At 65.2% G+C, this 21,318-nt stretch carries 13 protein-coding genes and 1 pseudogene; 9 read left to right on the top strand and 5 right to left on the bottom strand.

Annotated elements, in window-relative coordinates; genetic code table 11:
• Positions 1 to 348 precede the first annotated feature (348 nt).
• The 8 genes and pseudogenes from D3874_RS27340 (at position 349) to D3874_RS27300 (ending at position 15,902) form a co-directional block, all read left to right on the top strand.
• Positions 349 to 1,272, top strand: a complete 924-nt coding sequence (locus D3874_RS27340; protein WP_119782853.1) for a PilN domain-containing protein — start codon at positions 349 to 351, stop codon at positions 1,270 to 1,272.
• Complete coding sequence (gene gspM, locus D3874_RS27335; protein WP_119782852.1) at positions 1,269 to 1,841, top strand: type II secretion system protein GspM; 573 nt, start codon at positions 1,269 to 1,271, stop codon at positions 1,839 to 1,841. Before D3874_RS27340 ends, gspM begins: the two co-directional genes overlap by 4 nt.
• A 2-nt stretch (positions 1,842 to 1,843) precedes the next feature.
• A complete protein-coding gene (locus tag D3874_RS27330) occupies positions 1,844 to 2,353 on the top strand; it encodes a hypothetical protein (RefSeq protein ID WP_119782851.1) in 510 nt (169 codons plus the stop codon).
• Positions 2,354 to 2,449: 96 nt separating this feature from the next.
• Positions 2,450 to 4,542, top strand: a pseudogene (gene gspD, locus D3874_RS27325) (type II secretion system secretin GspD).
• 362 nt (positions 4,543 to 4,904) lie between these two features.
• Positions 4,905 to 6,158: a metallophosphoesterase family protein gene (locus D3874_RS27315; RefSeq protein WP_119782848.1), complete on the top strand. Its 1,254-nt coding sequence runs from the start codon at positions 4,905 to 4,907 to the stop codon at positions 6,156 to 6,158.
• Positions 6,158 to 9,574, top strand: coding sequence for an ATP-binding protein (locus tag D3874_RS27310; protein ID WP_119782847.1), 3,417 nt, complete (start codon positions 6,158 to 6,160; stop codon positions 9,572 to 9,574). Before D3874_RS27315 ends, D3874_RS27310 begins: the two co-directional genes overlap by 1 nt.
• A gap of 11 nt (positions 9,575 to 9,585) precedes the next feature.
• A complete protein-coding gene (locus tag D3874_RS27305) occupies positions 9,586 to 15,471 on the top strand; it encodes a DUF3320 domain-containing protein (protein ID WP_199699385.1) in 5,886 nt (1,961 codons plus the stop codon).
• Between the two features lie 239 nt (positions 15,472 to 15,710).
• Positions 15,711 to 15,902: a hypothetical protein gene (locus tag D3874_RS27300; protein WP_233560408.1), complete on the top strand. Its 192-nt coding sequence runs from the start codon at positions 15,711 to 15,713 to the stop codon at positions 15,900 to 15,902.
• A gap of 310 nt (positions 15,903 to 16,212) precedes the next feature.
• Here D3874_RS27300 and D3874_RS27295 read toward each other — a convergent pair whose 3' ends face one another.
• From D3874_RS27295 to D3874_RS27275, 5 genes are read right to left on the bottom strand one after another with little or no spacing between them, the layout of a single operon-like run.
• Positions 16,213 to 16,980: an SDR family NAD(P)-dependent oxidoreductase gene (locus D3874_RS27295; RefSeq protein ID WP_158596250.1), complete on the bottom strand. Its 768-nt coding sequence runs from the start codon at positions 16,978 to 16,980 to the stop codon at positions 16,213 to 16,215.
• Between the two features lie 48 nt (positions 16,981 to 17,028).
• On the bottom strand, positions 17,029 to 17,877 hold the full coding sequence (locus D3874_RS27290) for a CPBP family intramembrane glutamic endopeptidase (RefSeq protein ID WP_119782845.1): 849 nt from the start codon (positions 17,875 to 17,877) through the stop codon (positions 17,029 to 17,031).
• Entirely contained in the window at positions 17,874 to 18,254 is a 381-nt protein-coding gene (locus tag D3874_RS27285) for a hypothetical protein (protein ID WP_119782844.1), read from the bottom strand. The genes D3874_RS27290 and D3874_RS27285 overlap by 4 nt, the downstream gene beginning before the upstream one ends.
• The gene (locus D3874_RS27280) at positions 18,251 to 19,159 is read right to left on the bottom strand and encodes an alpha/beta hydrolase (RefSeq protein ID WP_158596249.1); all 909 of its coding nucleotides are present in this window, start codon (positions 19,157 to 19,159) and stop codon (positions 18,251 to 18,253) included. The genes D3874_RS27285 and D3874_RS27280 overlap by 4 nt, the downstream gene beginning before the upstream one ends.
• Before the next feature lies 1 nt (position 19,160).
• Positions 19,161 to 20,225 carry a ketopantoate reductase family protein gene (locus tag D3874_RS27275; RefSeq protein ID WP_158596248.1) on the bottom strand — a complete coding sequence of 355 codons (1,065 nt, stop codon included), beginning with the start codon at positions 20,223 to 20,225 and terminating at the stop codon, positions 19,161 to 19,163.
• Here D3874_RS27275 and D3874_RS27270 point away from each other — a divergent pair.
• Positions 20,224 to 21,261: an AraC family transcriptional regulator gene (locus tag D3874_RS27270; protein ID WP_119782841.1), complete on the top strand. Its 1,038-nt coding sequence runs from the start codon at positions 20,224 to 20,226 to the stop codon at positions 21,259 to 21,261. The genes D3874_RS27275 and D3874_RS27270 overlap by 2 nt on opposite strands.
• The last annotated feature ends 57 nt before the right edge of the window (positions 21,262 to 21,318 follow it).

Genomic DNA, 21,318 nt, shown 5'->3' with positions numbered 1-21,318 from the left:
GGCCAGGAAGGGGAAAATAGGGGTGGAGTGACCCCCTTCATCGAGACACGAGAATAAGGGACAGTTCTCGGCGCGGAGAACGCATGACCCAAGAGACGAGGCAGCGGCTCAGCCGGGCCTTCAAGTCGACGACGCAGGCACGGGTAGAGATGGGCGATGAACGAATGCGGCCTGTCCCCCGTTTCGCTCTTGTTTCGCGCAGGCGCACGGGCGAGTTTCGCCGGGTCGCAATCGGTGTCTTGGCACCAGCAACGGCGGAATTTGTCTTGGCCCATGCGGTGACGCTTTGGCTTGCCAGCAACTGGCGGTAGTATAGTTCATATCGCATGTGTTGGGGGCACACCGCTTGTGATCCTGTTGGGGCGTCTTCTCGGATGGTTATCAGAGGCCCAGTTCACCCTGCTCCTCCTCTGGCGCTGGTGGCTTGGCGGGCTGGGTATTCATTCTCGCGATGCCCGCCGTCTCCCTGATGCCTCCGCCTGCGAAATCGACCCGGCGATGGTGTTCACGCGGCGCTTCGAACTGCCGGTCGCCGCATTCATTCGCCTGCGTAAAACCTCGGCCTTGCTCATCAACCGGCTGACGCCGTTTCGTGACGAGGACATTTATTGGGACGTCAGGGTGATCGGGCGATCACCCACATCGAGGCTGATCGAAGCGGAGCTGGCCGCCGTTCCCCGCGAGACCGTTGCCGCCCTCCTGGCATCGCGGGGCCGCCCAGCGACCTCGCTCGCGATCGCCGGTGACGCGCCGGTGGCTGGCGTGCGACGGTTCGAACTTCTGGAAGTTGCGCGGGTCAGGTCGTCGAGCGCGCTGAAGCATCGCATCGTCGCCGTCGGGCTGCTGATCGGGGCGCTTGGATGCGCGGATGCCGCATGGTCATATCGCCAGCGGCAAACGCTCCATCAACTGGAAGAGACCATCGCGGCCTTGAGGCCGCAAGCTGCCGAAGCGGCAGCGCGGCGGCGCGACCGGATGCTCGCGGATCGGCCTATGGAACTCCGGGCTGATGCGACCGCGCGCTCGAGCATCGGCCTGCTGCAGGCCCTGACCGTGACGTTGCCGGAAGATGCCCAGATCGTCGAGTTGCGCCGCAACGGTGCCGTCGTCGACCTCAGAGGCTTCACTGTCGACGCCCCGAAACTCCTGCAAGTCATAGAGCAGGCGCCCGCATTCGAGGGGGTGCGTTTCGTGGCGCCGGTGTCCCGGAATCAGGGAGACAGCCGCGACTATTTTAGCATGCAGCTCTCCTACCTCGGGGTGGCCCCATGACCAGGCCCGGGCAGGCCGCGGCAAAGCGCGTTGCGGCATTCGCCATACTGGCACTGCTGCTCCTGGTCACGACCAGCCTGGTTGCCGGTCATCTCGCCGGTCAGCAGAAAGTTTTTGCCGCGCGCGCGGCGGCCCTGGATCACGAACGCCGGATACTGGCGCGTCTGATCGCTGAAGGCGCCGGCGTCGCAGGTCCGGCAGGCAGTGAAGCAGGCGAGAACCTGCTCTACCAGGCGCCGCAGGCGGTTATTGCAGCGGCGCAAGCCCAAAGCAAGGTTACACAGGTGATCGCCGCCAGCGGCGGCACTATCGTCAGCAGCCAGCCGGCCAGCCCGTCTGAAGCCGACGGGCTGACCAGATTGCCGCTGCGGGTTACGTTCGAAGCAGATGTGGCAGCGCTGACCCGCATACTTGTCGCGGCGGAGTCCGCCCAGCCCCTGCTGGTGATCGAGCAGATGACCGTGATCGATCCGGACGGCACAGCGCCGGTCAGGACGACAGCAGCACGAGTGGAGCCCAACCGTCTGAGGGTCGAACTGGCAATCAGTGCCTACTGGCAGGCACCCTGACGATGAGGGTTACTCGTGACCGTCCGACACTCGCCATCACGGGCGCCATTCTCGTAAGCCTGGGGGCTTCGGTCGGTATCGCCCTTTGGCCTGCGCCTCCTGTTACGCCAGTCGGTCCGGGCGCTCGCACAGGAGATCGCCCGGGCATTGCCGATCAGCAGGCCGCCATCCTGGCGGTGGAAGCCTATGCGGCGGTGTTCGAGCGGCCGATCTTCAATCGCGGCCGCTTGCCCGACCCACCACCTCCGTCGCCCCCCTCGTCGGTGCCAACGTTGGCGCCGCTGCGTCCGTCCCCAGACAGCCTGCGTGATCTCCGGCTGGTCGGGATTGCCATCTCGAACGGCGACCGGCTGGCCCTGCTGCGACGGGAGAATGAAGACGTGGTGCTGCGCCTGCGTGCCGGAGACATGCTTGGGGAATGGCGTGTGGGCAGCGTGGACCAGGCCGCCGTGGTGTTTCAGGCTGATGATCAGGTTTTCCGAATAGAGTTTCCGAAGTTGCCGGCCCAGTAGCCTCGTCGAGGCCGTTGTTTGGTTGCCAGTGCGATCGGCATTCCAGTATAGATTGTTGAGGCTGGTCGTCGGCGAGGGGCTCGCCGCAGGTGGGGCATGGGCAAATTGCTTGATTTTGCGTCGCTTCGACAGGGCGTGACCTTTGTGCTGGTCCTGTCGCTGGGCGCCTGTGCCGACACGCCGCTCGTGCCGGCACCACCGCAGCCGGTCGTCATGCGGTCGCCGCAGCCTACGATCTCGCCCGTGCCGCTCCCGGTCGTGCCGCTCTCCGACACGAGCACGGCGGCACCTGCGGCACCGCGCACACGAATCTACCCCGGCGATGACGGCGCCGCGGTTCCACGCCCGGCGCGGATATCGGGCGGAACACGACCCGAGGGCGACGTCGTGCTCGACTTCGTCGATGTCGAGCTCAAAGACGTGGTGCGCGCGGTCCTCGGCGACATCCTCCATGTCTCCTTCGCGGTCGATCCATCGGTAACGGGCCGGGTCACGCTGCAGGTGACGCGGCCCATCGCGCGCGACGACGTCCTCCCGGCACTCGAAGCCGCGTTGAAGGTCAACGGCGTGGCGATCGTTCTCGCGGATGGGCTCTATTCGGTCGTGCCGCTGGGCGATGCGCAGCGCCGGGTCGAGGGGCTCAGCGATACCAGTGGCCCCGGCTATGGGGTGGAGATTGCCCCGCTGCGCTATATCGCGGCCCCGGAAATGCAGAAGCTGCTGGAGCCCTTTGCCCCCGCCGGCGGGATCCTGCGGGTGGACGCCGCCCGCAATATTTTGTTCCTGGTCGGCACGGCGCAGGATCGTCGTGCCATGCGCGATACGATCGCGACCTTCGATGTGGATTGGCTCGCGGGCATGTCTTATGCCCTGATCCGGCCCAAGAACATCGACGCGGTGTCACTCGCTACCGAGCTCAAGGGCATCTTTGCCGACGAGGGAAGTCCGATTACCGGCCTGGTACGTTTCATCCCCATCGCCCGGCTCAACACGCTGCTGGTCGCCAGCCCCAGACGGGCCTACCTCGATCAGGTCACCACCTGGGTGGATCGCCTCGATCTGCCGGTCATCGATCCCGGCCGGCAGATTCACTACTACCGTTTGCAGAATGCCAAGGCCGCAGACATCGCGGCAACATTAGGCGGATTGTTTAAAGTCGCCGGCAATGGCCCCGCGAGTGCGGCCGGCTCGGTTCTGCCCATGCCAGCCCCCTATGACAGCACCGATGCTGCAATGTCCGGCATGGCACCGTCGGCCCCAAGCATTGCCAGCCTGGGAACGCGCGACACGGCCGGAGGCAGCCAGATTGTGACGGACGACGCGAACAACGCCCTGATCATCAGGGCCGATGCGTCGGAATATCAGGCCATCGAGGCCATCATCCGGGAAATGGATGTCGAGCCCGACCAGGTGCTGATCCAGGTCACGATCGCGGAGGTCAGCCTGACAGGCGAGTTGCGCTATGGCGTTGAGTGGTTCTTCAGCAATGACCATGTTGCCGGCTCGCTGAGCCGCACGGCCGCCGTCGCACCGCAGTTTCCCGGCTTCAACTTTTCCTACCTGATCGACAGCACCAAGGTCGTCATCAGCGCGCTCGAAGTGGTGACGGATGTCAACGTCGTATCCTCACCAAAGCTCCTGACACTCGACAACAAGCCCGCGACCTTGCAGGTCGGCGACGAAGTCCCGGTTGTCACCCAAACGGCGGTCAGTGTCATCGATCCCGACGCACCCGTGGTCAACGCGGTGGAGATGCGCGATACCGGTATCTTGATGACCGTAACCCCAGGATTTCGAAGAGCGGGCTTGTCGTACTCGATATTGCCCAGGAGGTGAGTGATGCCGTCGAGACGACGACGTCGGGGATCGATTCACCGACCATTCAGCAGCGGCGCATCGAGACCACGGTAGGCGTTCACGATGGTGAAACAGTTGCCCTCGGCGGCTTGATGCGACGCGCCCAGACCGCGGGCAACCGGGGTATTCCCGTTGCCAAGGATATCCCTATCCTGGGCAACCTGTTTGGTACCACGACAGACGACACCAAGAAAACCGAGCTGCTGATATTCCTGACGCCCAGAGTGATCCGATCAGCCGCTGCGGCGCGTGAAGCAACCCTCGAACTGCGGCGCAGCCTTGACGGCCTGGAGCCGGCTATTCGGGAAGAGCTCGGGGATCGCCTGCCTTAATCCGAAGCTGGTGCGCCGGCCACAACCGAACCGGGCCTGCTCAGCGCGTATCCGATCGCAGCATCCCATCATGCCAAGTTGGGCTGATCATGCGGCATCCCGGTAGTGGGGCATTTTTGGGTGGGCGCTACATGGGGCAGAGGCGTTTGCTGACGGCGCATCACGGTGCGCCCTGGGATCTCTTTGCGCGGCGACGGCGACGGGACCCACCGTTCCGGCCTTCATCTGCTACGAGGAAACTCATGCACGCGTCATGATTGCGATCGATAAACCCGTAAAACTTTTGTTATGATTTTCCTGCGTCAACTGCTTCCTGTCTGGCAAGGTCAGGCATTGAAGCGGCACTGGTTGGGGAAGCGGCCGTGGCATTCCGGTTTGTACATACAGCAGATATCCACCTCGATTCCCCGCTAAAATCCCTGGCCCTCCGGGATCCATCCGTGTCTGACCTTGTCGGCATTGCCACCCGCCAGGCCTTTTCACGCACGATCGACCTTTGCATCGATGAAGATGCGAACGCTCTCCTGATCGTCGGCGACCTTTATGACGGGTCGCAGGTTTCAATGAAGACCGCGCGATTTCTGGCGCAGGAATTGCACCGGCTCGACGCCGCCGGCATCAGGACATTCATCGTCCGGGGCAACCACGACGCCAGTTCGCGGATTACCAGGGAACTCGATCTCCCGAAGTCCGTGACGGTCTTCGAGGGGCGTGCTTCAAGCCATGTGATCGAAACGGGCGGGCTTCCGGTGGTGATCCACGGCCTGAGCTTTGCCAAGCCCCACGTTCCGGAGAGTCTGCTGGACCGCTTTCCGGCGCCGCAGGGCGGGGCTGTGAACATCGGCATGCTGCACACCAGCCTGAACGGCAGCCCGGCGCACGATGTCTATTCGCCCTGCTCGGTCGCCGACCTGCAGGCGGCGGGGTACGACTACTGGGCCCTGGGCCACATTCATATCCGCGCCGTCCATCACGGGCGCGGCGTGGTGGTGATGCCGGGCATGCCGCAAGGCCGCAATATTGGCGAGGACGGGCCAAAAACCGTCACTCTGGTCGAGGTCGCCGATGACGGTGCCATCTCGCTCGTGGAACGCTCGGTCCGCACAGTCCGCTTCGAGCGCGCGGATGTCGACATCGAGGGGATCACCGACTGGTCCGACCTTGTCGCCGCGATCGGCCGTGCCCTCAGGTCCATCGAACGGGAGGATCCGGCAGAGCACCTGGTGCTGCGGCCCAGGCTCGTCGGTACGTCTCCCTTGGGCTGGCGCATCCTTCGCGACCTTGACCAGATCCACGCCGAGGCCACGCTGGTGGCCGAAGCCCTGGGCAGTGTCTGGATCGACAAGGTCGAGAATGCCATTGAGGCCGGCGAGCGTGCGGGTTCCGGCGGCCTGCCTGACGAATTGGCGTCTCTGATCAGGGACGAACTGGTGGATGATCCGGCCATTCGCGCGGAGGCGGACGAGGTTCTTGCCTCCTTGGTCAAGGCTTTGCCGAAGGATATCCGCGGCATGCTCGGCGATGACGAGAGCAGTGCCGCCAGGCAACGGGATGCCCTGATGAGCGAAGGGCTGCAGACGGTTCTTGCCAGGCTGGCTGGCCGGGAGAGCTCGTGATGCGGCTGTCGCGGCTGGATCTCACACGCTACGGCAAGTTCACCGATGCCTACCTGATCTTTCGGCCGCCCGCGCCGGGCGAGACGGACTTTCACATCGTCTATGGTCCGAACGAGGCCGGCAAATCCACGGCGTTTTCGGCCTGGCTCGACCTGCTGTTCGGTATTCCCCAGCGCAGCCGACACGATTTCCTGCATCCCGGGCCGACCATGCGCATCGGCGCCGCCGTCGAGTTCGGGGGGCGGACCCATGCACTGGTCCGGGTCAAGAAGAGCACAGGCTCCCTGCAGGATGAACATGGCGGTGCCCTTCCCGATGCCCTGCTGCAATCGGGCCTTGGGGGGCTCGGCCGCGAAGGCTATGAGGCCATGTTCTCGCTCGATGACGAGACCCTGGAGCGGGGCGGCGACAGCATCCTGGCGAGCAAGGGCGACCTCGGCGAAATGCTGTTCTCGGCAAGTGCCGGCCTTGCCAATCTAAGCCAACAACTGGACACCTTGCGCGTGGAGGCAGATGGCTTCCACCGGCCCGGCGGCCGGAAGGGGCCGATCACCGATGCCAAGGCGCGCCTCGATGATCTGGAGGCAAGGCGAAAGGACCTGGACGTCCAGGCGGGCGCTTATAACCGCTTGCAGGCCGAACAGCAGGCGGCGCATGACGCCTGGATGGAGGCGTCCCGCCGGCATGGCGAGAGGTCGCGGGAACTTGCGCTTGTCCGAAAGCTGCTGGCCCTGCTGCCCCTGCGTGCCCGTCTTCAGGCCCTGAAGGCCGAACTGGCGCCCCTCGCCGCGATCCCCAAGCCGCCAGCGGATGGGGAGGCAAGGTTTCAGCGGCTGCTGAAGACGCAGACCATTGCCCGCACCCGCAAGGAGGCATCGGAGGCGGCCCTTGCCCGTTTGGCCGGGACCATCGATGGCCTCGTGCCCGATCCGCAGGTTCTGGCCCTGGCGGATAGGATCGTGGCAGCGGATGCGCTGCGCTCCGCCCATGAGGAGGCGGAAAAGGATCTGCCGCGCGTGAAGGCCAAGGCCGAGGATGAACAACGCGGCATCCAGACAGCCCTTGCCCTGCTCGGCCGTTCGGGGACGAATCCCCGTGACCTGCTATTGGATTCGGCAACGGTCGCGGGGCTGCGCGACCTTATCGGCCGCCATTCCGGCATCACCGGGCAGCGTCATTCCGCGGAAGCAGAAGCGCGCAATGCGAAGGCCCTGCTGGCCCGGCGCGAGGCCCGTCTGGCCGAGGCATCGCCGGCTGGCGATACTTCGGCGCTGGTGCATCTCCTGAACCGGCTGCGCCAGCGCGACCCCGGAGAAGCCTTGCGCCGGGCCGAGCGAGAGATCCAGGCGGCGGATGACATTCTTGCCGAGAAGATGGCGACACTGCTTCCCTGGTCGGGGACCGCGGCGGAGGTGGAGCGATTGCCGGTTCCCGCCGGCTGGCAGATCGATGCCTGGACCAGCCGGCTGGAAACAGCCCGGGCCGGGCGCGTGGATGCGCGCCGTGCTGCCGACAGTCTGCGGGAGGGCATCGACCGGCAGGCCGCCTCCCTGCCGGAAGGCCCGATAGCCATGGCCATCAGCCTTGACGATGCCGCCGCCGCCCGCGCCGTCAGGGAGAGCCTGTGGTCTGCGCATCGCCGCGATCTCCGCCTTGAGACGGCCGATGCCTTCGAGACCGCGCTGCGCCGGGACGACCAGATCACCGGCCTGTTGGCACAAGCCCAGGCAGATGCGCGTCTCCAAGCGGCTGCCCGGGCCGCGCTTGACGCCCAGCGCCAGGATCTGGTTCAGGCCGAGGCGGCGTTCCGCAAAGCGGAGACGACGGAGGCAGCCGTGCTCACCGAGATCGACATGGCAACCAGCGCCTTGGGACTCTCCGGGCGAAGCCTGATCGAGCTTCGGGGCTGGCTTGAAGCCCGCCTTCTTGCCTTGGCGGCCCTTGGCGCGCTGCGCCAGGCTGCCAGGATGCGCGACACCGCTGCTCGCGACCTTGAGGAGGCGGTATCCGCGCTTCGCGCCGGCTTGGCAACGCCGGGCAATGGGCTGGACGGTCTTGGTTTCGACCTCCTGGCGGCTGAAGCCCAAGCCAGGATCGAGCGCGGCGCCACCCTGACCAGTCTTCGCGATGCCCTGCGCGAGGCTAGGGAGGCCGTGGACGACCGCCAGGAGGCACTGGACGAGGCCCGCAAGGCGGAGACCGTCTGGACCGCAGCCTGGGAAAGTCTCCTGGTGCGGACCTGGCTGGCGGCAGCGACGAGGGATGTCGCCGCGATGAACGGTCTGCTCGCCGGGCTCGACCAACTACGAACCGCCGTCACCAGCCATGACAGCCTGGCCGACCGCATCGGCAAGATGCGCGCCAACAGCGACGCCTTTCTGGGTGCGCTGGCGGCCATCGCGGCGGCTCTCGGAACCGAGGGGGCCCCGTCTTGGAAGGAGGTCGAAGGCCGGCTGCGCAGGGCAGAGAAGGTCAGGGACGGCCGCCAGAAGGCCGAGGATGACCAGGCCGAGGCGCGCCGTGCCCTTGCCGAAGCCCAGGCCGAGATTGAAGCGATCGACCGGGAGCTGGCGGCCATGGCCGGCCATTTCGGCCTGTCCGACCCCGCAGGGCTGTCCGAAACCCTGGCCATGGGCCGCGATGCGGCGCGCCTGCGCGCGGAGATTACAGCCTGCGAAAAGGATATCGCCGAGGCCGCGGCGAATGAGGATGTAACCCAAGCCATAGCGCTTGCGGAGGCTGACGGCCGTCCGGCGCTGGAGACCCGGGAGGAGCATCTCGTCATCGAGGTCGACCAGTCGAGCCAGGATTTGCAGAAGCGCTACGCGGCCGTGTCCGAATTCGATCGGCGGATCGTGGCCATCGGCGGTGACGATGCCGTGGCCCGCCTGGAGGCGGAGCGGAGCAACATCCTGCTCGCGCTGGAGGACGGGGCTCGCCAGTACCTTGCCCTGCGGCTGGGCATTCTGCTGGTCGACAAGGGACTCCGCCGCTATCGCGACAGCCACCGCAGCGAAATGCTGAACAGGGCCTCCAGGGCCTTCAGCATCTTGAGCCGGGGCGCCTATACCGGCCTTGCGGCGCAGCCCGACGACACGCGGGAAGTCCTGGTGGCGCTTGCCCGGGGTGGCGGGGCGAAGCTTGCCCCCGAATTGTCGAAGGGGACACGCTTTCAGCTTTATCTGGCGTTACGGATCGCCGGCTATCACGAATTGGCCCGCAGCCGCCCACCGGTTCCCTTTATCGCCGATGATATCATGGAAACCTTCGACGACGACCGTTCGGCCGAGGCCTTCACGCTGCTGGCCGAGATGAGTCGCACCGGCCAGGTCATCTACCTCACCCATCACCGTCACCTCTGCGGTATCGCCAGGGGCGTCTGTCCCGGTGTGCAGGTTCACGAACTCACCGTCTGATCGATACTGCAATGGACAATGAAGCCATGGACAGTGCCCCGCAAGAAGAGCAAATCGGCTCGACCACGAAACCTCGCCTGTCACTGACGGCGCAGATCAGCCAGCGGGTGAATTTCGCCTCGGCTCAAAACGGCGTCGCCATTCTGAAGGCGCTGGGCCTGCGGAACGAGGGCACGGAACAGCTGGAGAACATCTCGGTACAGCTTGCGTGTCAGCCCGCCATCCTGAAACCGAAGGAGTGGCGGATCGATCGGATCGCGGCCGGGCCGGAGGTGCCACTGCGCGACTTGGCGACACCGCTGGACATGGCGCTGCTCGATGGATTGAACGAGGCGGAGATCGCCACGCTCGAACTGGTCGTCCGGCACCGGGATGTCGAGTTGTTGCGCGAGGCGCACCGGATAGAGCTTCTGGCCCGCGATGAATGGGGCGGCCTGCCGGAGATGGATGAACTGCTCGCCGCCTTCATCTCGCCCAACGATCCCGTGGTCGCCGGCATTTTGAAGGAAGCCTCGCGCCTACTGGAGCGCGCCGGTTTGAGCGGGGCACTCGACGGCTACCAGTCGGGTGATCCCGGACGGATCTGGATGCTGGCCGGTGCGATATGGTCGGCCGTGACCGGCATGGGCCTGTCTTACGCCGTGCCACCGGCCTCGTTTGAAACCGTGGGGCAGAAAGTGCGCGATCCGGGCCGGATCGCCAGCGAAGGTCTGGGGACCTGCCTCGACATCTCCCTGCTTATGGCCGCCGCGCTCGAGGCCGCTGGCCTGAACGCCGCCGTCCTGTTTTCGCAGGGGCACGCCTGGGCCGGCGTCTGGCTGACCCGGTGTGATTTCGGCCGGATGGTCGAGCCTGACGTTGTTGCGGTGCGTAAAGCCGTGGTCGCCCGGGATTTCGTCCCGTTCGAGACCACGTTGCTGACCCGCCGGCCCGCCATCGGTTTCGACGAGGCTGTCGACGTTGGCAAGAGACATCTGGCCGAGGAGCGGGAGGCGGACTTCCTGAAGGCCGTCGACGTCAGCCGCGCCCGTGCCGCGCGCATCCGGCCCCTGGCCGCCCATCGCGTACAAAGGGTCGCCGATGCGGTCTCGCCTGAGGATCTCAAGACGCCGGCGGCGCTGCCAAGGCCCATCGACCTGGGCCTTTTGCCCGGCGACAGGATCGAGGCGGAGCCGACGACGCCGCTGGGCCGCGTCCAGCGCTGGCAACGCAAGCTGCTCGACCTTTCGCTGGGCAACCGGCTGTTGAATTTCCGGGAAACCAAGCAGACGGTGCCGCTGCTGTGTCCGGATCTGGGTGCGCTCGAGGACACTCTTGCCGACGGGCAGTCCTTCCGCCTTCTGGCCTTGGCGGACGAGGGAAGTTTCGCGAATCGGGACCTGCTGAGCGCGGAGGTGCGCGAGCACAGCATGTTGCTCGCGCACGATGCTCTGGCCAGGCACCAGATCGCCTGCCCCCTGACGGGAAAGGATATGAGCAACCGCCTGATCGAGTTGTACCGGAAGGCGAAAAGCGACACGCAGGAGGGTGGTACGAATACCTTGTTCCTGGCCGCCGGTTTCCTGCGCTGGAAACGCAGCGCGTCCGATCAGCGCGACTATCGTGCCCCTTTGCTGCTGATCCCGGTGAAGCTGGAGCGCAGTTCCGCCCGGTCGGACTTCCGGCTGCTTCATCACGAGGATGATGCCCGGGTGAATTCCACGCTGCTGGAATTTCTGAAACGGGACTTCGAACTGCGCATTCCCGAGCTTGAAGGCGAACTTCCGCGCGACCGGTCCGGCATCGACATGCCACGCATCTTTGAAACCGTCCGCCGCCACGTGCGTGATGCCGCCGGTTTCGAAGTCGTCGACAGTGCCGCGCTGTCGACCTTCTCCTTCGCCAAATACCTGATGTGGAAGGACCTCGTCGACCGAACCGACAGCCTGCGGCAAAGCCGGCTGGTCCGTCATCTGGTGGACAGCCCGACGGAGGCTTTTCCCGGGGCCGACACGCCCATGCCGTCGCCGGAGGACATCGACCGCCGCCTGGCGCCCGGCGATCTGCTGACTCCGCTTCCCGCCGACAGTTCGCAGCTGGCTGCCGTCGTTGCGGCTGGCAAGGGGCGCGACTTCGTCCTGATCGGCCCGCCTGGCACAGGCAAGAGCCAGACCATCGCCAATGTCATCGCCGATCAGTTGGGGCGCGGCAGGACCGTGCTTTTCGTGGCGGAAAAGGCGGCGGCCCTTGACGTCGTGCATCGCCGGCTCGAAGCCCATGGCCTTGGCGATGCCTGTCTCGAACTTCACTCCAGCAAGGCCGATCGTAAGGTGGTGCTGGCGCAGCTTGGCCGATCGTGGGACCGTGCCGCGAAGGGCAAGGCCGCCGAATGGGTCAAGATCGCCGACGACCTGCGCCTGACCCGGGACCAGCTCAATGCCTATGTCGAGGCCTTGCACCGCCCCGGCATCCAGGGCTTCAGCGTCTTCGACGCGATCGGGTGCGCTGTGGCCGCCGGCCCCCAGCCCTTCGCACTGCAATTCTCGAACAAGGATTGCCATGACGAATCCAGTTACCGGCGCCTGCACGACCTTGCGGGCGAGGCTGGCCGTCGCTTCGGCGTTGCTGGAATGCATGGGGATACAAGGGTCCTTGGCCTTGTCGGCGCCGAGGAATGGTCGTTCAGTTGGGAGGGCGGATTCCTGCGCGCCGCGGCGGCCCTGCATCACGATGTTGGCGCGGCAGCGGAGGCGGGCAACGCTGTCGGCAGGGCTTTGGGCCTTGCCCCCGGGGCGGCCGGGCAACCCGAGGTTCGTGCCGTTCTTGTCAGCCTCCTGGGACAAGTGCGTGATCAGGACGACCTTCATCCGGTGATCGGGAAGGATCTGGCCGCACTCAAGGCGGCGGTCGGCCCGTTCGAGGCCGCGGTTCGTGAGTATGAGGAGGCGGCACTCGCGCTCGGGGCCACTTACCCCGAACGGGACATCGCCTCGATCCCGCTCCAGCGGCTTGATCTGGAATGGCGGGAGGCACAAACCAAGATCTGGCCTTTGTCCACGCTGGCCCGGGGCCGGATCGGCAAAATGCTTCAGACCTATGCCAGCGGCGGCACAGCCGACCCCTCGACCGATATCGCCGCCCTGCAACGGATGCTCAAGGCCGAGCGGGAGGTTGCCGCATCACCCCTTGCCGTTCTCCCGCTTTTTGTGGGGAGGCAGACCGACCTGACAACGATCGGCCGCCTGCTGTCCCAGGCGATCCAATTTGCCGGAATCGAGAAGGCAGCCATTTTCGCCGGCATTCCCGAGGCGGCGTGGCGTGCGGTGTGCCCCGGCCTGATGACTGCCGGCGGTGGTCCGCTTGTCCCGGCGCTCATCCGCTATACGCAGGCCGAGGAGGCATTGGCATCGAGCCGGGCCGCCTTCCTCGCCGCCGGCGGGCGGATCGGCGAGGCATTGGACCGCGCTGGGTTGCGTCAGGCCCTTGCCGGCCTTCCCGCCGAGCGTGGCCGTTTCTCCGACTGGACCAAATGGCAGGAAAGCCGTAGCGCCGCAGATGCTTCCGGCCTTGCCCCGGTGATCGAGGTGCTGGAGGCCGGCGTGGCGATCGCCGATACGGCCAAGGCATTCGAGGCGGCTTATATGGCTTGGTGGCTGCCGCTGGCGATGGATGCGAGCCCGGAACTCCGCGGCTTCGCCCATTGGTCGCACGAGGATCTGATCGCGCGCTTCCGCCAGCTCGACGAGGCCGCGGCGTCGCTTGCGCCGCAGGAAGTGATGCGGCGGATCGCCCACAATCTGCCAGCGCGGGATGCCGTGCCCCGGAACTCCGAACTCGGCGCCTTGCGTCACCAACTGGGGCTGCAGCGGCCGTCGATGCCGATCCGGGCCCTGATCGGCCAGATGCCGAACAGCTTCAGTACGCTGGCGCCCTGTGTCTTGATGTCGCCTCTGTCGGTTGCTCAATACCTGCCGCCCGGACAGTCGCAATTCGATCTCGTGATCTTCGACGAGGCGTCCCAGATCACGACCTGGGATGCCATTGGCGCCATTGCACGAGGTCGTCAGGCCATCGTGGTCGGGGATCCGCGCCAGCTTCCACCCACCAATTTCTTCGGCCGGGTGGATGATGATGGCGATGACGTCGCGGAATACGAAAAGGACATGCCGTCGATCCTTGATGAGGTTGCCGCCGCCGGTGTGCCGACACGCCAGCTCAATTGGCACTACCGTAGCCGTGATGAAACCCTGATCGCCTTTTCGAACCATTTCTACTATGGAAATAATCTGGTTACATTTCCGGCCGCCGACGGGGCGGGAAGTGCCGTCAAGCTTCATCGTGTCGACGGGATCTATGCCCGCGGCAAGGGGCGTGTGAACGAGGTGGAGGCCAAGGCTTCGGTGGTGATGATCGTCGAAAGGCTGGCGGTCTGGCTTGCGCTGCCGGAGGCGAAGCGACCGACTCTCGGTGTCATTACTTTCAACGCGCAGCAGCAGAGCCTGATCCTGGATCTGCTGGACGAGGAACGCCGCAAGCGGCCAGAATTTGAATGGTTCTTCGCCGATGACCGGGAAGAACCGCTGATCGTGAAGAACCTCGAAAACATCCAGGGCGACGAGCGGGATGTGATGTTGTTCTCGATTACCTTCGGGCCGGATCTCGCCGGGAAGCTGCCCATGAACTTCGGCGCGATAAACGGGGACGGCGGCGAGAAGCGGCTAAACGTGGCGGTTACCCGTGCCCGCAGCGAACTGCACGTCTTCACCTCGATACGCGCCGATCAGATCGATCTTTCCCGGACTTCGGCGCGCGGGGTCGCAGACCTCAAAGCCTTCCTCGACTTCGCCGAACGTGGCCCCGTCGCGCTGCCGGCACGGGATCGGGGATCGCTCGGCCCGGTTGAAAGCCCCTTCGAGGAGGCGGTCGCCGCCGCCCTGCATGCCCGGGGCTGGGATGTTCGCTCGCAGATCGGTGTTTCGGGCTTCCGCATCGACCTGGGTATCGTCCATCCCGATTTCGCCGGCCGCTGGCTCGCCGGTATTGAATGCGATGGCGCTCAGTACCACCGCACGGCTACCGCCCGCGACCGAGACAAGCTCCGGCAAGCCGTTCTTGAACGCCTGGGCTGGACCATCCTGCGCATCTGGTCGACGGACTGGTTCCGCAGCGGTGGGATCGTGGCTGACCGGATCGACCTAGCCCTCCGCGATCTCTTGGCGAAGGATAGGGACGCGCGGGAATTGGCGATGGCCTGTACGCTGCAGGAAACGGCGGAAGTCCTCCCGGACGATAGGATCTCGGAGTCAGTCTCTGAGGAATTCGATGCGGCGCCTTCCACCGATGAAGCCACGGCAGCCGGCCATGAAGCTGCGCCGATCGCCATCGAAGACGGCTTAAGCGATGCGGGGCATGGCAACGATTTAGCGTCCGCACCTTTCGCCGGTTTGCAATTGGACCCGGATCGCTTCTATGACGAAAGCTACGATCTCATTCTGCGCCAAATGATCGTAGAGACCCTTGCAGGCTCGGGCCCGATGCCCCTGGCCGTGCTGGCCCGCCGGATCGCCCAGGCCCACGGCTGGCAGCGCACCGGGCAGCGGATTCAGGCTCGGGTGCTCGCCAACCTCGGCAACGTCGAACAGCACGACGAATTCGGCACGGCCTTCGCTTGGGTCTCTGGAAGTTACGCACGACGACTGCCCTTCAATGCTGGGACCGAACGTCTTCTGCGGGAGATTTCGCGCAGCGAAATCGCTGCCCTCTACGACCAGTATGCCGCGCGGATCGACGCCGCCGCCGACAGCACATTGGAGCTCGCGAGATTGGCCGGTGTCTTGAGGCTGAGCGCCGATGCGCGCGCTTATCTTGAACTGTGCATCGCTTGGCGGCAGGCAGACAGTCTATCGCCGAGACAATGACAGACCTCACATAGTCCCCTTAAGAAGGAAGGCAGATATGTGGCCATATCGGTCATCCGACGCAACCATGCACGGCCCTGCACACCTTTGGATCAGACGAACGCTGGGGCGACCCTGTCGAGTGCCGACAGGCTTATTAAACAGATAAAAAATGTTACAAAAAAATAAGCGCCATGCTGCGAGCGCAAAAAATATGGTTGCTTCGCCATAGACCCGAGTCGTTCCTGATTACAATGGCTATGAGAAGCCGTGCGACCAACAAACTGTTCGAACTGACCGGCACCCGTTCCATCCTGGCCGAACACAACCGGGACCGCCACTGGCGAAATGCCCGTACCCACACCCTGCACGACCCGGTACGCTGGAAATACGCGATCCTGGGCAGCTACTTCCTCAACGGCGTCACCCCGCCGTTCCATGCTTGGAGCTGACATCGTAAAATGGGCGGTTGCCTTCCCGCCAGAGAGGCAACCGCCAAATCATTCACCACGGTCAAGCTCGGACCCCCGGCGTGCCCGTGCCATCGCGACATCGATCGTGTCCGAGTCCTGATGCACTTTCTTGGCGCTTGTCAACCCGCGTGTCTGGCGCCTTCAATCGCCAGCGTCCGCGCCCCCCGACGCGCAAGGTGCTGCGGGACGATTGCAAGCACCTGTCCTCCGGATAGGCGACTTGCTCGAGCGGCAAGGCCCTGCATCGTCCGCCATGATCGCAGCGATTCGTAACCTGACGCATCTCTGATCAGCGCATGGCGGCTTTGGCGAACCGTTCGGCCGAACGGCGCTGCAGCCAGCGCGGCAAGTGCTGGCTCGCCAGGACCAGCGCGCGGGTGATGCCCCCGTTGATGTACACCGGCTTGCCGGCCATGCAGGCGGCATAGGCCTGCTGGGCGACCTTTGCCGGCGTCAAGTTCCTGACACCGGGGACCTTGAACGTCTTGGCCCCGTCCTGGGAGATCATGTCGGTTTCCGTGAAGCCCGGGCACAGGGCGGTGACCGATATCCCCTGGCCTTTCAGCTCGATGGACAGCGTTTCGGAGAACGAAAGCACATAGGCCTTGCTCGCCGCATAGGTGGCGACCCAGGGCAGCGGCTGGAACGCTGCACTGGACGCGAGGTTGAGAAGGCGGCCGCGGCCCTGCTCGATCATGGCTGGCAGAAACAGGTGCGTCAGCTCCGTCAGCACGGCGATGTTGAGTTGGAGCAAGGCCTGCTGCTCGGCCAAATCGGTTTCCCAGAAGGCGCCACGGCAAAGTAGGCCGGCATTGTTGATCAGGATGTCCACGGCCAGCCCGCGCCGGGCTACCTCCCGATGCAGCGTCGCGGCCGCCCCGGCCTGGCCCAGGTCCTGCGGGATCACCTCAACCGCGATACCGTGTTGCCGCCTCAGTTCCTGTGCCAGCGCTTCAAGCCTGTCGGCGCGCCGGGCGACCAGGATCAGGCTGTGCCCATGGCGGGCGAAGGTCCGGGCAAGCTCGGCGCCAATGCCGGCGGAGGCACCGGTGATCAAGACGGATCCGCGGTTCTGGGGACTGTCAGTGGAAATGTTCACGGCTCTTCACCATTGCTGCCAGATCACGAGGTCCATCCACACGTTGAGCAACCAGTGGACGATGACGATGGGCCAGATCGAGCGCGTCGTGAGCGCGACCGCGCTGGTGGCTGGCCCCCACACCAGTGTTCCCCACAGCTCCGGCAGCGGCTTGCCAAGGTGCCATGCCGAGTAGGCGAGCATTGGGACCAGGATCCGCCAGTCGAGGTTGGCAGGCAGCCCCGCCCTGCCCGCGCCGGCCTTGGGTGCCGGCAGCAGATACATGCCGAAGAGCAGGTAGCCGCGGAAGATGAACTCGATGGCCAGGAAGAACGGCAGGTATCCGATTTCGTAGACCACGAACTGGCCGATGCCGTCGAAATCGCGGAAAAACGGATAGGTCGCGGCCATGGCCGGGTCGTGACCGTACAGATAGAACGTGCCGAAGGAGACGGTGAGTAACCCGATCGCGCACAACAGCGCGAGCCGCCGCAGGCCGGGCGGCGGCAGGCCGAGGCCGAAGTCGCGCAGCCGGCGTTTGAACACGTAGCGGATCACGATCGCGGGGATGCCGACGACAAGCAGGGCACCCGCCCAGAAGCTGAGCCACTCCTGATCCCACGCAATCCCCGGGATGATCCTGGCGCGCGCCGCCGGGTCGCTGCCCGGCCCGGTCCATCCGTCCCACACGGCGCCCAGCAGTTCGAGCTTGCCGTGATAGCCCCAAAGCATGAGGGCGACGATGGCGCTGCCCAGCAGGATCCCCGTGGGATCTCGGAAGGGCGCAACGAAAGCGTCCCACAGCAAGCGGGCCAGGTCGTTGAGCTTGGGCGGGTCGACGCTGATCGGCCCGGGTTGTTTTCGGTCCTGGATCATGACGGTTTCAGAACGCCGACCAGCAGATTGGTCAGCACCGGATACAGGCCCCAGGCTACCCCAACGCCGACGGTCAAGGCCGCCCTGCCCTTCAGGAACCAGAGTTTGTTATTAGGAAAGTACCAGCCGTTGAGCCCGGCAAAATTCAGCGCCTCGTAGGCAATGCCGAGAAGCGCGCCGCACAGGAACTGGATCGGCAGGGAGATCCCGCTGGTCAGCCAGGCCGTCGTGCCGAACAGCAGTCCGACGGTGACGAGGACGTTGATCACCACCATGCGCCGCGGCGTGTAGATCCACAGGCGCAGCGCGCCGGCCTGTATCTCCGTGAGCACGCCCAGGAAAGCGGCGGCGGCGACAAATGTCAGCCAGGTCATCATGCGGGATTCCTCACCTGACAACCGTCCAGACGCTCGCGCAGAAACTGCCCCAGTTCTGTCAGGGACTCGTCTGCTTCCCTGAGCAAGCCGGTGTGTAGTTGGAAGTCGTGCCACAGGCCTTCGAATTCGCGTACCTGGATCTCCACACCCGCCGCGAAGGCGCGTTCGCGCAGCCGCAGGGAGTCGCTCAGAAGGATTTCCTCGCTGCCGACATGAACCAGTATCGGCGGCAATCCCCGCAGATCGGCATAGAGCGGAGAGCACAGCGGATGATCGAGCGGCAGGCCGTTGGCATAGCCCCGTGCCCATCTTGCAAGCCCGTCCGGCGACTGTGACGGATCTCGCTTCACATGGGTTTTCATGGTTTCCCCCCGGGTGGCGAGGTCCGTCCAGGGGGACATCAAGGCGAGAGCGGCCGGCCTCTGATCGCCGGCATCGCGCAGGGCAAGGGCGGTGGCGAGAACGAGCCCGCCGCCAGCCGAGTCGCCCGCCAGCGCGATATGGCGCACCCCCTGTTGCCGCAGCCAGCGGTAAGCGGAAAGGGCGTCTTCCAACGCTGCGGGATGGGGGTGCTCGGGTGCCAACCGGTAGTCCGGCGTATAGACGCAAACGCCGGCCGCCCGCGCGATGCGCCCCGTGACGACGCGGTAGCTGCGCGCCGAGCCGATGTTGTAACCGCCCCCGTGCAGATAAAGAATCGCGAGGTCCGCCGCGGGTTCGCCGAAAGTCAGGCATTCTGCCGGCAGGGCCCCCATAGGCTGCCGGTGGACTTTTGTTCCCCGCGGCGGCGGCAGCATGGCGGTCAGCCCGTTGACCCAGCGACGCTGGAAGGCAACCGAGAAGTTTGGGCGCAGGATCGGCTTGACCCCGACGCGCACGGCCCGCCCTAGGAAAGATTTCAACATGTCAGGTTCTGTTGCTCTGGGATGGCAGGGCCTGCAGCAGCTTCTGCAATGCCTGGGTTTCGAGGCCATGCTGCCGGCCGAGGCGGATATAGGTCTCCAACATCAGTCGCGTCTGCACGCCGACCTTGGAGAAGTGGTAGTGCAGGTAGGGTTCCAGCGGCAGCGGTAGCAGGCGCGCGGCGAGAGGCAGGAACAACCGCCACAGCCAGGGCACTAACAGAGGACGGAACTTGGCCGTCCGGGCGCCGGTAACTTGCCGCGCCACGGCCAGCGCTTCGCGTGCCGCATCCAGGCCGATGCGCAGCGGTGCGCTGCCTGGCACCGTGGATAGCTGCCAGTTATTGAGCTCGAGGGAGGCGATCAAGGGCTGCAAGAGCGCGGTTGCAGCCGCCGCCGCGGGCGCCACGTCCGCCACGGCACGCGCCGCCATGCCACCGGCGTTCAAGGCGTCGACCACCCCGCTCAACCGCGCTGGCGATCCGGAAAACGGTGCCGGTGTGAACGGCGGCAGGAAGTAGGCGATACCCGGCGGGTCATCCCTGCCCGGCAACGGCGACTGGTAGCTGATGAGGGTGATAAGGCCGTGGACCACCTGTTCCGGCGTCTCGACGCGGGCGCGCACATAGTCGGCATCCTCCAGGTCGGGCTGGAGACAGACGACCGTTGCCGCACCGACAGCGGCGAGCAGTTGTGCGGCGAGTTCGCCGCGCAGCGCATCCGAGGACAGCGTCAGCCACACCTGGTCCCAGCGCTCGGCCGCGACCGTGGCCAGATCGGCCACGCGCGGTGCGCTCCAATCCTCGCGCCGCGTGGCACGGTGCTCGAGGCGGTGCAACACAAGCCCCGCCGACACGGTGTCGCGGTACGCCGGCTTGACGAAGAAATGCACCTCGTGTCCCGCGCGATGCAGATGCCAGCCGTAGACCGCGCCGACCGCGCCGGCACCAACAATGAGAATTTTTTTCAACAGCGTCTCCTCCCGGGAGCACATCTGAAGGAAGCAATAGCTGGATTGCGCCCCTGCGGTATTGACGCCGGCAGACAATCTTTTGACACTGGATGACATGACTCTCTTCGTGCGCGCCAGCAGCGTAAGGGCATACGCGGCCGTCATGCGCGGCCTTGGTGCCGATCCCGCGCCGTTCCTGCGGCGATATCACATCGCGCCCAAGGCGTTTGAGGACGACGATGCCTTGGTGGACCTGCGCGCGGTGAACCTCCTGCTCGAAGCCAGCAGTGCGGAAACCGGGTGTGGAGACCTCGGCCTGCGCATTGCCGAGACCCTGGATTTCGGTTTCCTCGGCGCGCTCGGCGTCGTCATTCAGAATGCGGCAACGGCCGCGGAAGCCTTCCAGATCGCTTCGCAATATATGTTTGTTCATAGCCAGGGACTGAAACTGACGATGAACCCGCACAGCCCGCTGGTCGAAGGGGCGGTCGAAATGGTCTTCGACATTCTGCTTCCCGGGCATCCCCCGCAGCGGCAGAACATCGACATGTGCCTAGGCACTGCCCATTTCCTCGCCAAGGCCTTGCTGGGCGCGCCCTACGATCTGAAGCTCGTCACACTCCCGCACACGCCGATCGCGCCGTTGAGCCGTTATCGTCGGTTCTTCGGCGCCCCGGTCATCGCCAGCCAGGAGCGCGCATCCCTGCACGGTCCCGTCACCGCCTTCGGGGCCGAATTGCGAGGGGCAAATCCTGCGCTGCGACGGATCACGGAGGACTACCTCGCCCGGCATTTCCGCGTGCCGGGCGACGGCGTCAGCCCACGGGTGCGCCTCGCGCTGCGCCGGGTGCTCGGCACGCCACAGGCGAGCATGGAGGGCATCGCCGCCATGCTCGCCATCCATCCCCGGACCTTGCATCGCCGGCTGGAAGCGGAAGGCACCGGGTTCGAGGCCATCAAGGAAACGCTGCGCCAGGAGTTGGCGCTGCAATACCTGCGAGAGACGAACGTTCCGCTCGGCCAGATTTCAGGACTGCTCGGATTTCCCGAGCAGTCGGCTTTCTCACGATCGTGCCGACGTTGGTTCGATGAAACGCCGTCGGCCATACGCAAAAAAACCGGCAGGGCTCATCCGACAAGGGTTGAGGGATAGCCTCGGCCTGGGATGGGCAAGTGGATGCTGCGATCACGGTGAAGATCAGCGGTCGAA

The organism is Oleomonas cavernae, assembly GCF_003590945.1.
GTDB classification, from domain to species: Bacteria; Pseudomonadota; Alphaproteobacteria; order Zavarziniales; family Zavarziniaceae; genus Zavarzinia; species Zavarzinia cavernae.
Note: the sequence above shows the minus strand (reverse complement) of the source record. Positions and strands in the feature narration are given on the sequence as shown.